At 70.8% G+C, this 13,543-nt stretch carries 13 protein-coding genes; 2 read left to right on the forward strand and 11 right to left on the reverse strand.

What is annotated here, in order from left to right; translation table 11 throughout:
- Positions 1-40: 40 nt before the first annotated feature.
- Together RBL05_RS09045 and RBL05_RS09050 are read right to left on the reverse strand one after the other, a co-directional pair.
- A complete protein-coding gene (locus RBL05_RS09045) occupies positions 41-1,378 on the reverse strand; it encodes a lipid II:glycine glycyltransferase FemX (protein ID WP_318603576.1) in 1,338 nt (445 codons plus the stop codon).
- A gap of 398 nt (positions 1,379-1,776) precedes the next feature.
- On the reverse strand, positions 1,777-2,847 hold the full coding sequence (locus RBL05_RS09050; protein ID WP_308739787.1) for a transglycosylase family protein: 1,071 nt from the start codon (positions 2,845-2,847) through the stop codon (positions 1,777-1,779).
- A 294-nt stretch (positions 2,848-3,141) separates the two neighbouring features.
- Between RBL05_RS09050 and RBL05_RS09055 the strand changes: the two genes are divergently transcribed.
- A complete protein-coding gene (locus RBL05_RS09055; protein ID WP_308739786.1) occupies positions 3,142-3,288 on the forward strand; it encodes a hypothetical protein in 147 nt (48 codons plus the stop codon).
- 19 nt (positions 3,289-3,307) lie between these two features.
- Here the strand turns inward: RBL05_RS09055 and RBL05_RS09060 are convergent, their stop codons facing one another.
- The 7 genes from RBL05_RS09060 to RBL05_RS09090 form a co-directional block, all read right to left on the reverse strand.
- Positions 3,308-4,261, reverse strand: coding sequence for a hypothetical protein (locus tag RBL05_RS09060; protein ID WP_308739785.1), 954 nt, complete (start codon positions 4,259-4,261; stop codon positions 3,308-3,310).
- 448 nt (positions 4,262-4,709) lie between these two features.
- A complete protein-coding gene (locus RBL05_RS09065) occupies positions 4,710-4,988 on the reverse strand; it encodes a hypothetical protein (protein ID WP_308739784.1) in 279 nt (92 codons plus the stop codon).
- A 9-nt stretch (positions 4,989-4,997) separates the two neighbouring features.
- The gene (locus RBL05_RS09070) at positions 4,998-6,428 is read right to left on the reverse strand and encodes an MFS transporter (RefSeq protein ID WP_308739783.1); all 1,431 of its coding nucleotides are present in this window, start codon (positions 6,426-6,428) and stop codon (positions 4,998-5,000) included.
- Positions 6,429-6,534: 106 nt separating this feature from the next.
- Complete coding sequence (locus RBL05_RS09075) at positions 6,535-7,893, reverse strand: M48 family metallopeptidase (protein ID WP_308739782.1); 1,359 nt, start codon at positions 7,891-7,893, stop codon at positions 6,535-6,537.
- Positions 7,894-8,120: 227 nt separating this feature from the next.
- Positions 8,121-8,387, reverse strand: a complete 267-nt coding sequence (locus RBL05_RS09080) for a hypothetical protein (RefSeq protein WP_308739781.1) — start codon at positions 8,385-8,387, stop codon at positions 8,121-8,123.
- Between the two features lie 160 nt (positions 8,388-8,547).
- Positions 8,548-8,811, reverse strand: a complete 264-nt coding sequence (locus tag RBL05_RS09085; protein ID WP_308739780.1) for a hypothetical protein — start codon at positions 8,809-8,811, stop codon at positions 8,548-8,550.
- 568 nt (positions 8,812-9,379) lie between these two features.
- The gene (locus RBL05_RS09090) at positions 9,380-10,813 is read right to left on the reverse strand and encodes an aldehyde dehydrogenase family protein (RefSeq protein ID WP_308739779.1); all 1,434 of its coding nucleotides are present in this window, start codon (positions 10,811-10,813) and stop codon (positions 9,380-9,382) included.
- A 138-nt stretch (positions 10,814-10,951) separates the two neighbouring features.
- Between RBL05_RS09090 and RBL05_RS09095 the strand changes: the two genes are divergently transcribed.
- Positions 10,952-12,007, forward strand: coding sequence for a MauE/DoxX family redox-associated membrane protein (locus RBL05_RS09095; protein ID WP_308739778.1), 1,056 nt, complete (start codon positions 10,952-10,954; stop codon positions 12,005-12,007).
- Between the two features lie 15 nt (positions 12,008-12,022).
- On the opposite strand, the gene RBL05_RS09100 is transcribed toward RBL05_RS09095, so the two are convergent.
- Together RBL05_RS09100 and RBL05_RS09105 are read right to left on the reverse strand one after the other, a co-directional pair.
- Positions 12,023-12,760 (reverse strand): hypothetical protein, encoded by a 738-nt coding sequence (locus RBL05_RS09100; RefSeq protein WP_308739777.1) that lies wholly within the window; start codon positions 12,758-12,760, stop codon positions 12,023-12,025.
- Between the two features lie 105 nt (positions 12,761-12,865).
- Positions 12,866-13,525, reverse strand: coding sequence for a choice-of-anchor G family protein (locus tag RBL05_RS09105; protein WP_308739776.1), 660 nt, complete (start codon positions 13,523-13,525; stop codon positions 12,866-12,868).
- Positions 13,526-13,543 lie beyond the last annotated feature (18 nt).

Genomic DNA, 13,543 nt, shown 5'->3' on the forward strand with positions numbered 1-13,543 from the left:
TCTCACCTGCTCACGGCGTCCACCCGCCCCGAGCCCCGCGTCAGGCCTCGCCGCCCGCCCGACCCGGCCGGAAGCGGCGCCTCACGTCCGCCGAGGCGCCCGTGTACAGCGGGTGCAGGGTCGTGAACGCCGCATAGAGGGCAGGGCGAAGCGCCAGGTCCCAGCCGCCGACCCCCTCTGCGACCTCTCCCCCGAGACCGAGCTTGAACTGCAGCAGGCCCGCATGCGGGTGGTCGGCGTCGAGCGAGGGAGGCACCGCGCCGAGGTCGTAGGCGGCGGATCCCCGGGAGATCGAGCGCTGGATCTGGGCCCAGTAGACGGCGTTGGAGGCACGCAGCTCCCGGTGATGAGAACTGTTGCCGGCGATGATGGCGTAGGCCACGCCCCCGACGCTCACCGTGACGTTGCCCGAGAACACCTCGCCGTCATGGCGCGCGAGGTCGACGTCTAGCGGGAACGGGCCGTCCCCGGAGAACTGGTCCCACAGCGCCTCCATGTAGGACCGAGGCTGGGCGGTGAAGCCGCTCCGCGCCGCCGTCTCCTCGTGGAGCCGATGCAGCTCCTGCAGGTCGCCCCGGTCCGCCGGCCGGACCTCGACACCCTGCCGAGCAGCGCTGCGGACGTTCTTGCGCCACACCTTGGAGAACCCCGCGAGGACCTCGTCCTCCGAGCGCCCCGCGAGGGGCACCTGGTAGGTGAAGCGCGGCTGGGTGCTCTCGACCGCCTCGTCATCGCCCAGCTCACGCCACCCTCCACCCCGCAGGGCGTTCACCAGGGATTCCGCGACGACGTCCTGCGCATCGGGCTCCACCCGCGCGAGATGGGTGAGGGAGGAGTCTGCGAGGGCGCGACGCACCGTCGAGCTCGTCCAAATCCGGTGCCGCAGCTGCGGATACATCCGGATGGCGAACACGCGCCTGCTCTCGAGGTGGCGGCGCAGGGCGGCGAGCACCTCGCCGATCGGGACACGGGCCCACTCCACGACCGGGCCCATGGGGAGATAGGCGAGCCGGTACCCGAGCACCGGCAGCCGCTGATAGCGGATGACGGAGACCGCCGCACGGCGCCCCTGCGGGTCGAACCAGCCCACCAGCTCGGAGTCCCACTCGCCGCCTCGGACTGCGGACCATTCGGGTGTCTGCTGATAGCTGGCCGTCTCCGCGGAGCGAACGTGGTCGCGAAACTCCTCGTCGCCGATCGGGCGGACCTCCAGCGACGTCGCCGGGGCGCCGGCGGGCGCGTCGCGCCCCCGGGCTGCTCCTCGAGAGCCACCCCGCCGTCGGGGGGAATTGCTTCCTTCATCGTGGAACCTCCAATAGATGACCGACCGTCGACCCAGGCCGGACGGAGGCGTCGCACATCGAGCGACGCCCCGCACCGCGCGCCTCGGACGACGGGGCCCGGCGCACGAGATGGACGGACTCGACCGCGGACTCGGGACACCGGTCGTGGAGCATCCGGAAGCTGTGACAGCCCGCCGTCACCATGCGCGGCGGTGGGCTCCCACACCACCCGGCTGCCGTCGCGAACACCCTGCCCGCCCCGGCCGCCCTTCGAGGGAGGTCGCTGTAACACCCCTCGTCGAGACAGCCGCATCGTCGAGCACTATGTCCAATACGTCCGGATCGCAGGTATACCTTACGTCAGGCTCTGCGCTGCGAGAAGCGCGGCGCCGCACCAAGGGCTCGACGCTCGCGCACGAAGGACGACGCGTCGGCCCCGTCCTGGGCCGACGCGTCGTCAGAGGTGCGTGACAGCGGGCTCGGCCCGCCCGCCTCACCCGTTGAGGAACTGCTGGAGCGCCTTCACAGTGGAGTAGCTGGCGCGGAAGTCCCACACGCCGTTGCTCTTCAGGCCGATCTCGGCCCGCAGCTTGCGGGTCGTCTCGGCGCCGATCTTGCCGTCGGGCGCGGCACCGATCTTCGTCTGCAGCGCCTTGATGTCGGAGGTGGACAGCGAGCCGTCCTGCGACACACCGATCCAGCCCTGGAGGGCACGGGTGGTCTTGGGGCCGAACTTGCCGTCGACCACGAGGGAGGCTCCGGTGCTCGGCGTCGCCGGGGTGGAGCTGCCGGAGGAGGGGGCCTCGGCTGGGGCGCCGCTGTTCAGGAAACTCTGCAGCGAGCGGACGGTGGAGGCGTCGGCGCGAAAGTCCCGGGCGCCGTTGCTGCCGAGCCCGATCGCGGCGCGAAGCTTCGCGGTGGTCTCGGGACCGATCTTCCCGTCGCGGCCGGCGCCGATCCTCGTCTGCAGCGCCTTGATGTCGGAGGTGGACAGCGAGCCGTCCTGCGACACACCGATCCAGCCCTGGAGGGAGCGGGTGGTGGCGGGGCCGAACTTGCCATCGACCACGAGCGCGCCGGAGGAGGGGCTGGTGCGCTCGCTGTCGCGGGAGGCGGAGGCGGAGCCGCCGCCGGGCTGCGCATTCGCATCGGCGCCGCCGTTGGCGCGGGTGAGGCCGGCCTTCTTGCCACAGGTGGGCCAGGCGCCGGGGCCCTGCTGGTCGAGGGTGCGCTGGGCGACGGCGATCTGCTCGGCCTTGCTGGCCTTGTTCGCGGTGGAGGCGTACTCGCCGCCGCCGAAGGCCTTCCAGGTGGAGCTCGAGAACTGCAGTCCGCCGTAGTAGCCGTTGCCGGTGTTGATCGACCAGTTGCCGCCGGACTCGCACTGGGCGACGTCGTCCCAGACGGTGCCGTCCGCGGTGGCGCTCTCGGTGCCGACGAGCCCGAGCCCGGCGACGACCACGGCGCCGCCGGTGGCCGCGGCGACCTTCGGGGCGAGGCGGACGCCGCGGAAAGCGACGGCCCTTCCAGGGGCGCGATGGGTGGGCGTGCGGGAGTCGGACATCGAGAGCTCCTCGGATCGGGGAAGTCAGTGGGACGGGAGGGATGGCCGTCGCGGAGCGCCTGGCCGACGAGAACGCCGCTGACCTGCGCGCCCGCAGAGAGCACACCTCCACAGTGACCTGCTCGACCCATCCCGGGAAGTGACCCCACCCGAAAGATTCCCCTTCTCGGGTCATCTTTTTACCGAATTCGGAATATTCTCGAGCACTTCGGGAACGACAGCGGTGTATTTCTCGAGAAGATACAGCCGTGTCACTCCCTCCGCGCGGACGCGGCGGTGGAGGTCCTCGGGATCATGTCGCGCGTGCCGGAGCAGGCGTGGCTGATTGTGATGGGCCACGTGGCGATCGCGCTGCTCATCCGCCGCAAGCCGGCCGATGCCGGGGCCCGCCCCGTCAGCGCCGGGCCGGCCGAGCCCGAGGAGACACTCGCCCCGGCCTGAGCCCTGGCGGCCGAGCACCTCAGTAGTAGACGGCCTCCTGGTTCCCGAACCAGGTGCCGTAGAAGCGACCGTCCCGGTCCATCATCCCGATCGCGGTCTCCTCGATTGGGACGCGGTGCACGGTGGTGCTCCCGTCCTCGGCGGTGACGGTGAACTCGGCCAGGCCGCCGTAGCCGTAGGCGTCGTAGTAGCCCGCCGCCCCGCCCGCGACGTGGAGCTGCGGCGGGGTGAGGATCCGCCAGGTTCCCTCGCCGGTGACCTCCTCCGGGGCGCTGAGGGGGCAGTTCTCGGGCCGCGGCTGGGTGCTGCGCGCGCACTCGGCGAGCGCCGTGTCGATCAGGTAGGTGCTGAACTGCTCCTTGCCGGTGTCGGTGAGGTCGTAGCCGATCTCGATGAGCGAGTTCAGCCAGGGCCCGAGCACGGGCGGGATGGTCGAGCGGACCGTGGTCGGGGTGACCGCCTCCCCGCCCTCGGGGGCGCTGATCCGATACACGCCGGGCAGCACCACCAGGTGCACCTCGACGAGCCCGAAGGCCTGGTTCGCCCTGGCCTCGTCCGACAACGGGGCCTCGACCCCGTTGATCAGCACCGCGGCGGCGCTGACGGGCACGGCGACCCGCATCACCGGCAGCTCCACGGGCTCCAGCTCCCACACCGGGCGGCGCAGCGCCCCCTCGCGGTGCCGGGTGAGGTGGAGGGTGGTCTCCTGGGTGCGCCGGCCGAGGCTGAGCGTGGCCGTGACCTGGGCGGTGTCGCCGTCGACGCGCGTCTCCTCGATCGTGAAGCGGTCCACGCGCTCCTCGGCGGCCAGCACCACCTGGTCGGTGAGGGCGAGGTCGAGCACCCCGCCCTCGGGCTCGACCATGTGCTCACGCACGGCGTCGGTGTCACCATCGAGGATCGCCTGGAGGAAGCTGCGTGCCTCGGTCTCCGGCGAGCGCTCCCCCACCAGCACCTGCGGCAGCACCAGCACGAGGGCGAGCAGCGCGGCGACCCCACCGAGCAGCCACCAGCCCCGGCGACGGAGCGGCGCGGTGTCGGAGACGCGGTCATCGACTGCCGCAGGGGCCGACGGGGTTTCGGCCGACGGGATTCCGGCCGACGAGCCCCTGGCAGTCGATTCCCCGATCGGTGCGGCCCCGGCCGAGCGGTCGCCCGTCGTCCGGCCACGGGCTGACCGGGCTCCGGCGGGCAGGTCTTCTCCTGGCGAGGGCGTGCCTGCCGTCGAACCATGGAAGGTGCCGTGCGGCGCCTCCTCGTCCTCGGCCCCGCCCCATCCCCGGTCGATGACGCGGCCTGTCGCGCGCTGATCCCGTCCGCTCCCCCGCCGGCTGCTGCGCCCCACTGCGCCCCCTGTTCGCGTCTATGCCTCGAAAGAGGGTATCTCGGTGCCGTCCGTCGGCAGGCGCGGCCCTGCCGTTTCACGCGTTCGGCGCGGTCACGAACTCGCCCACGCGATCCTGGGCGCCCATGGCGTCGCCGGCCAGGAGTGGCGCTGGAGTCCAGTGGCTCAGCAGCGGCGGCACGTTGATCCGGGCGGGCACCGGGTCCAGACGCCCATCGCGGCGCGGGGTCTCGATCTCGTAAGCCCCGGGCAGCGCGCACAGGGTGATGATGCCGACCCCTTCGGCGCCGCCGCGGTCTCGGCGGCGACGACCGGGGGCTGCGGGCGCGGCTGGTCGGCTCGAGGTGCGTTGCACGCCCGGGGCTCACAGCGCCCCGGGCGCCTCCTTCTCCCGGGCGCGGTCGGCGAAGCTGACGCCCATCGCGGCGAGGGTGAGCGCCATGATGATCACCAGCGCGATCGTGAACGCTTCGAGCCAGTCGTGACCGCCGTCGGTGAGGGAGAAGATGATGCCGGGGATCATCGCGGTGCCGATCGCGGCGCCGAGGCGCTGACCGAGCTGGAGGATGCCGCCGGCGACGCCGCCGAAGCGGGGGTCGACGGAGTTCAGGGTGAGGGTCTGGTTCGGGGAGATGGTCATGCCCTGGCTCAGGCCCATCAGCATCAGCGGTGCGGCCAGCCACCAGAACGCGACCGCGCCGGACTCCACGAAGCCGGCCAGAAGCGTGGTTCCCAACAGGCCCAGGAAGGCCACGCCGAATCCGGCGATCACCATGCGCCGGCCCAGCGTGAGCACATAGCGGCCGGCGATCTGGGAGCTGATCGCGGCGGCCATCGAGGAGGGCAGCCCCAGCAGGGACGCCTCGAAGGCGGTGTGATGCAGGTGCATCTGCAGGAACAGCGGCACGATGATCCACACGCTGGTCGCGCCGAGGAAGTACACCGAGACGATGAGGATGCCGTTGCGGAATGCCCTGTTGGCGAAGATCGCGGTGTCGACCATGGGCGAGCTGCCGCGGCTCTTGTAGCGCCGCTCCCAGGTCCACCACAGCCCCAGCACCAGCAGCCCCGCGGGGAAGGACAACCACACCAGCGCGTTCACGCCGCGCTCGAGGAAGGGCAGCATGATCCCGAGGATCGCCAGGCACAGCAGGATCGTGCCGACGGGGTCGAGGTCGGGGCGTGCCTTGCCGCGTGCGCGGTCGTCGGGGATGAAGCGGAAGGTGCCGATGATCGCGCCGATACCGATGGGGACGTTCATCAGGAACATCCAGCGCCAGCCCCAGTTCGGGCCGAGCACCTGGATCAGCAGACCGCCGATCACGGGGCCGATGGCGGTCGCGACGGCGACGGTGGTGGCCAGCAGCGCGAAGGCCCGCGCCCGGTCCTGGCCGCGGAAGTGCTGCTGGATCAGGCCGACCGTCTGCGGGTTCAGCAGGCCCGAACCGATGCCCTGCAGGATGCGGGCGAGGTTCAGCATCTCGACGTTCGGGGCCAGGCCCGACATCAGCGAGCCGAGCGTGAAGATCCCGACGCCGATCACGAACATGCGCCGACGCCCGGTCGCGTCCCCCGCACGCCCGGCGGGGACCAGCAGGATCGCGAAGGAGAGGGCGTAGCCGGAGATGACCCACTGCAGCGAGCCGGTGTCCGCCTCGAGGCCCTCGCCGATCGCGGTGAGGGCGACGTTGATGACGCTCACGGCGATCAGGGCCATGAACAGGGGGGCGAGGAGGACGGCGAGCAGGGGCTTGCGGCGCACCGCAGGGGTCGGCGCGCTGTAGTGGGGGATCACCCGGCCACCTTATGCAGTGAGTGCATTTTTGTGGAGGGTGGGGTGACCGGAGGGACACCGCAGCGGCCGGCCCTGAGAGGGGACCGGCCGCTGCGGGACGTGCGGGTCAGGAGCGGGAGGGATCCTCGTCGCCCGGCCCGGAGGCGGACTCGTCCGTGCGGGGTCCCGAGGTCTCGTCGGTGCCTGCCGTCCCGAAGCCGGTGCCCGTCGCGGACTGCTGCTCGGGAGCGGCGAACGGGCTCGCGGCGACGTCTCCGGCCGGGATGCGCCGGGCGTCGTCGTTGTAGGGGCCGGGCGGGATGACGTAGGCAGTGCGGTCGCTGAGCAGCGGCGCGGAGGTCTGCAGGGTGCGCACCCCGGGACGGTCCGGGGTGGGCACGCCGGTGAAGCGGCCGAACTGGTCGTCGTATCCCGCGGGACGGACACCGTCGGCGGCGTCGAGCAGTGCGATCGCCTCGTCGGGGCTCGGGTACAGGGAGGACCAGCGGTGACCGGCCGGCAGCGGCGAGTCGAAGAGGTGGCCCTTGGGGCGGATCCACAGCGCGCCGGGCTTGGAGCGGTCGCGCAGGGCGTGGGCGCGCCAGGTGGTGATCGGGTGGGAGGAGCCCCAGTTGACCCAGTGCACGAAGAAGCTCGGGTCGGTCGCGGCGCGGTCGGCGAGCTCGTGGACGTTGACCTCGGTGCCCAGGTACTTGCCACCGGAGAGCAGGCCCATCACGCCGGCGGAGCCCTCGGGCGCGAAGCTGTAGCCGAAGTTGTCGGCGGTGTACTCCTGGGAGCGGGACAGGGCCGGGCCCAGCAGCGGGACCAGGGAGAGCAGGTTGGTGAACAGCAGACGGAAGTAGGAGACGTGGCCGGCGGCGAGGTGGCCCACCTCGTGGCCGATCACGAACTTCAGCGCGTCGCGGTCACGGCCCTGGCCGCCGACCTCGAACAGGTCCGAGTGCACCACCACGAAGCGGCGGAAGCCGTGGCCGGAGGCGAAGGCGTTGATCACGCCGTTGCCCATGGTCACGTAGGCGTCCGGGACGTTGCGCATCCCGAACTGGGCGGCGGCCTCGGCCACCATCCGGTAGCCCTCGGGGAACTGGGTGGGGCTCATCCGCACGGAGGTGGCCCGCATCTGGGCGTACATGATCGCGCGCACCCACCAGATGATCAGGGGCAGCAGCGGCAGCAGGAACACCAGCTGGATCACCAGCGGGAGCATCGAGGCGTACTCCCACGCCTTGGAGACCGCATCCTCGCCCTGTTCGGCATACAGCCAGATCGTGCCGCCGATCGCGCCGCCCCAGGAGAGGTAGCCGAGCACCGTCGCGGCCACTCCCACCCACAGCAGCGGCAGCTCCCAGGGGTGGCGGATCCGGCGCTGGCCGCGGACGCCGTGGGTGGTGGCGCCGTTGAACAGGGACGGCTTCTGCGGCGGCGCGGGGGCCGCCGGCGACGCGGTGGGCGGGAAGGTCATGAGGAGCTCCTCGAGCGCATCGGCTCATAGGGGTCGGAACGGCGGGCCCGTGCGGGCCATGGAACGACGTTAGACCCGCTAGCGCTGCTGCGCAGCACCGATCGCCCTGGTCAGGCCCGATCATGGCCGCGAGGAGGGGTCACCATAAACATTCGTCGCGGTGAGGCCATCCGCAAGGCCGACGGCGGTCGAACGAGCCGAGGCGCCGGCGTCCGCTGCGCAGCGGCTCAGCGGAACAGCCGCCCGAGTAGCGCCCGCTCCGCCCCGCGGTACGGCGGGGTGACGAGCCTCAGCGTGTCGGGGCGCAGCGGCTTCTTCACGACAGGCTTAGCGTGCGCGAAAACCTCAAGGCTTGCGCGGCCGTGATACTTCCCCATACCGCCAAAGCGCATGGCCTGGGAGTCGAGGTGGGCGAGGGCGCGGCCGAAGGCGAGGAGGCCCGAGGCGGTCTCGATGACGAACCGCTCCTCAATCTCGGGGCGAGGGCTGAACACGCAGGTGGCCAGCGGATTCTCACACTCGCAGATTCGGCTCAATGGGGTTGAAACTACAGGGCCGTGCGGACCAACGAGTGGCGGTAGCCACGCAGTCGCTGCACATTAGCCCCGGCGCGCTGCGACGACGAATGCCGCAGGGGGCCCATGTTCGGACGCGTCAGGGCGTCGGCGCCAGCGTGGAAGGGCCACGCTGCAGGGTGTAGTCCCGCCCGTTGTATGTGACGCGGCGGAGACTGTAAACCGTCAGGGCGGGCACCGTGGCGTTGGACCCGACCGATCGAACGGCCTGGAAGTGGGGTCGACCCGTGGCGTAGATGCGACGCAGGTTGTTGTCACGAGCCCAACTAGTCACGATGGCCGGGTTCGAGTAGGTGGTGGTATATGCGGTGTAGCCGCTGATGGCGGGCGCGCCGCTGTCCACCGTGGGAATCGTCCAGGTCGAGTCAGTGCCGACCCGAGTCCACGTGAGGGCGGCATGCGTCGGAGAGGGGAGATAGAGCGTGTATCTCGCCGCCGTGGGGTTCGGCGAGGCTGGGACGTTCTCCATCCAAATGCCCGCCGTCGGGTATTCGGCACTGCCGTTGATGGTGATGGTCTGCCTACGATTCGTCGTGCCAGCCGGGCCCGTGCTCGACGACACTGTGAGGATGCCTCCCAAGAGAGGCGCTGACGAGGCAGCGACTGCGGGCGCTGCAACAGCCACAGCGGCCACAGGGGCAACCCAGGCCGCACCCCGCAGGAGGTGCCGACGGGTGGGGATGGGATCGGAGCCGGTCATTGGCACCTTCCTGATGGTGGCGGCACCCTCGAGGGCACGGCGTGCGGACACGTCCCATGCCCGGTCGGAGCCTAGGACGCTCTGAACGGTAGCCAAGCTACGGCTAAACCTCGCGCCGGCGCAACGGTCTCGCGGCTATGTTCGACCGATGTGTCACGCCGCACGACGCACTACGCCCGGGTTCAGTCATTTTGGGCGTTTTCCCAGGCAGTCAACGGAACAGCCGACCCAGCAGCGCCCGCTTCGCCCCGCGATACGGCGGGGTGACGAGGCGCAGCGTGTCGGGGCGCAGCGGCTTCTTCACCACGGGCTTCGCATGCGTGAACACCTCGAAACTCGCGCGGCCGTGGTACTTCCCCATGCCGGACTCCCCCACGCCGCCGAAGGGCATGGTCTGGGAGCCGAGATGGGCGAGCGTGTGGCCGAGAGCGAGGGAGCCCGAGGAGGTCTCGGCCGTGAACCGCTCCTCGATCTCGGGGCGGGGACTGAACACGTAGGCGGTCAACGGCTTCTCGCCCCCATTGATGCGGGTGATCGCCTCGTCGGGCCCGTCCACGGCGAGCAGCGGGAGCACGGGGCCGAAGATCTCCTCCCCCATCACCGGATCATCCCAGTCCACGCCGTCGAGGATCGTCGGCGGAAGGTAGCGATTGGCCCGATCGGCTGCGGAGGTGCCGCCGAGCACAGCCTTGCCGTCGTCGATCAGGGCGAGCACGCGGTCGAAGTGCTTCTGGTTCACCATGCGGCCGTAGTCGCGGCTGCGCCGGGGGTCGCGCCCGTACATCGAGGCGACGGCGTCCTTCAGATGGGGCACGAGGGCGTCGAGGGTGGAGCGCTCGGCCATGAGGTAGTCGGGGGCGACGCAGGTCTGCCCGGCATTGGTGAACTTGCCCCACACGATGCGGCGAGCAGTGGCCGCAAGGTCGATGCCTCGATCGACGAACACCGGCGACTTCCCGCCGAGCTCGAGCACGGTGGGGGCGAGGTGCTCGGCGGCGGCGCGGGCGACGATCCGGCCGACGGCACCGTTGCCTGTGTAGAAGATCAGGTCGAAGCGCTGTTCGAGCAGGAGCGTCGTCTCCTCGACCGCGCCTTCGACGACTCGCACCCAGGCCGGGTCGAGGTGGGCGCGCACGAGGTGCGCGAGCGCGGCGGAGGTGGCGGGGGCGACCTCGCTGGGCTTGAGCAGCGCGGTGTTGCCGCCGGCGATCGCGCCGATCAGCGGTGCGAGCGCAAGGTTCACGGGGTAGTTCCACGGGGAGATGATCAGCGTGGTCCCGAGCGGCTCGCGACGGATCTGCCCGCTGGAGGGCGCGAGCAGCAGCCCTGGGCCGAAGCGCTCCGGTCGCAGCCAGGCGCGGAGGTTCTTCCGCAGGTGCGCGATCTCCTGGGTGACGACGCCGACCTCGGTGATCAGCGATTCGGTGCGGGACTTGCCGAGGTCCAGCTCGAGGGCCTTCAGCAGCCGGGGGCGTTCGGCACGGAGACCGCGGGCGAGGGCGTCGAGCTGCGCGATCCGCGCTTCGAGCGGCCGGGTGGTGCCGGCGTTGAAGGAGTCCCGCAGCGCGGCGACGTCGGCGAGGATCTCGCCTCGTCGGACGGCGTCGAGGGCGGTGGGAGCGGCCTGGTGCGCGTCAGTCGACATGGCTCCAGGGTAGGGCCGACGGGTCGCGGTGCGCCGTGGGCGAACGGCTGGCCCGTCCCCGTTCCGACGGGCATCGATGCCCGACAATGGAGGCTGACGCCGTCCCGAAGGCCGGGCCGACGCGAGGAGGCTCCCCGAATGGCTGTGCTGCTGTCGGCACCGATCCTGCTGTCGATCACCCTGCTGATCTCCGGGCTCGCGAAGCTCGGTGCGCGCGAGGGGACGCAGGATGCGATGCGCTCGCTGCGCCTTCCGCTGCCGACGATGCACGCCTCGATCGCCTCGGTGCTGCCGGTGACGGAGATCGTGCTCGCGCTCGCGATCTGGATCCCGGCTCCGCCGCTGCAGGTGCTGCTGACGGGGCTCGTGGCGGCTCTGATGCTCGCCTATCTGGTGATCATCGCGCGGGCGCTGACCTTCGAGGAGCAGGTGCACTGCTCCTGCTTCGGCACCCTCGCCTCCCCCACCGTCTCCCGCACCACGCTGGTGCGGAACGTGCTCCTGAGCGTGCTGGGCCTGTTGGCCGTGGTCGCGGCGGCGAGCGGCGCGATGACCACTCTCCTGGTGCAGGCGCCGATGGGGCTGATCGGTCTCGGGATCGCGCTGCTGATCGCGATTGCGCTGACGGCCGCCACGATCGGCGGCAGCGTCGCCGAGACCGATGCCGACGCCCCGACCGCTCCTGCCCCCGCGGCGGCGGATCCGGACGAGGACGAGCTGCTGGACTACGAGCGCTCCCCGATCCCGGCGGCGGTGCTGCAGCAGCCCGACGGCCGCCTGATCACCCTCACCCAGCTCACCGCGCAGCGTGCGGCGCTGCTGGTGTTCGTCACCGAGGGATGCGGTCCGTGCGAGCGGGTGCTGGACCACGCCGAGGAGTGGATCGGCGAGCTGGAGCAGACGCTGCAGGTGCGGTTCGTGTTCTCCCGCCCGCTGGACCAGCTGCGCGAGCGGACGACGGACCGCGTCACCGACCACGCCCTGCACGACCTGCAGTTCACCGCCCGCACCGCGCTCGGCGGCGCGAGCGCGCCGAGCGCAGTGCTGTTGGGGGCCGACGGTCAGCTCGCCGGCGGCCCCGTCAACGGCGGCAGCGCGGTGATCGAGTTCGTGCAGGAGATCCGAGAGCAACTGGCAGAGGCGCAGCAGAGCCCCGTCGACGGCGAGCAGGAGATGGACTGGCCCGCTCCGTGAACGGGCCAGTCCTTCTCACGCGCTGCGCACGAGGTTCTCTCCGCCGCTTCCCCGTCCGAGGTAGACATCGAGCAGATCGATCCCGCCTGCGTCGACCGCGCCGATGTGCAAGGCAGCGACATCGTACCGCCCATCCGGCAGGGCCGCAAGATCATCCGGCACGGCGCCGGGCTCGCCGTTCTGCGCATTGATGGTCAGCACCACGACTTCGGTCAGAACGGTGAAGAGCCCCTGGAGAAGGAGGTTGAGCGCCCCCGTGAGGGGCGTGAGCGCTCCGGCCGCAAGGATCGCGTCGCGGATGGTCGTTCCGATGACCGACAGGATCGCAGAGGTGAGCCCCAGTAGCGACGGCTGGACGGTCGCATTGCCGCTGACCAGGTCGGCGAGACTCCCGGTGATCGTGACAGGAATGAGGCCCAGGAGCCCCCGAACCCGGATATCGACTCGGATCGCACCGAGGACGGCGTCGACAAGGGTTCCGACCTCTCGCGCAAGCGCATCGGTGGGCAGAGGAGCGTCGGTGAAGAGTCGAGTGTTCGGCGCGAGGCTGTTGAGCCAAGGGGACGCAGTGGTGCCCTCGTAGGCACCGCCCAGGAGTGCGCCGAGATCGACGGTGACCACTGCAGGGTTGGACAGCGCCAGCTTCACCGGCCGTCCAGTGCCAGCGGGGAGTTCGGCGGTGTCGAGCGACAGGCTGAGCGAATCCACTCGGAGCAGGTCATTCACGAGAGGAAGGCTGTTGAGCGTGCTCACCAGACCCGAGGTGAGTCCACTGAGGGTGCCGTTGATGGTCTCGACCGTTGCACCCACCGTAGGCGATGTGAGTTCCGCCTTCAGATAGGAGACGAGGTAGTCGCGCTACAGGTCAGCCGGCGGGTTGCAGAGCGAATTGAACTGGGTGCGTCCGGCGACCGCACCGACCGAGAGCTCAGCGTTCGCTACGGTGGAGAGGAAGTCAGCGGTCCCGCTGCCGCCGATCTCGCTCACCACCCTATGGAGGTCGAGGGAGGCGAGCTCGGGCCAGCCCTCGGAGGGCTCGAGACGGATGGACCCGTCGTCCGCGACGGCACCGCTGGCTCCGCGCACAGTGCCATCCTCGTTCGCGTAGCCGTACTGGTTGAGAACACCCGTGTCAGTGTTGAAGTTGAGCAGATCCGACAGCGTGTCGGCCAGGCCGGTGAGGTTCAACTGCACCGCGTTGAGGACGCCCGCGGAAAGCGGATTGGTCTCCTCGTCAGAAGGCGGCGTCGTGGCGTCGACCTCGGCCGTGGCACCGTTGACCGAGGCGACGGCATCCAGATCCGCGGACAGGATCGAGCCGCTCAGAAGCCTGCCGATGCCGGTGGAGTCGTAGAGAGTCCCAGCAGGGTCGCACTCGCCGGGGCTGGCCGCCATCGCCGGCGCGCTGAGCGAGAACGCGGCGACGGGCGTCGCCCATGCCGCGCCCTTGACGAGGGTGCGGCGGGTGAAGGCGGAGTGTCCGGCCTCGGCGGGGCGGACACGGGAGGGTGCGGTCACGGGAACCTCTTTCGGGCA

The organism is Brachybacterium sp. GU-2 (assembly GCF_030866705.2).
Taxonomy (GTDB): domain Bacteria; phylum Actinomycetota; class Actinomycetes; order Actinomycetales; family Dermabacteraceae; genus Brachybacterium; species Brachybacterium conglomeratum.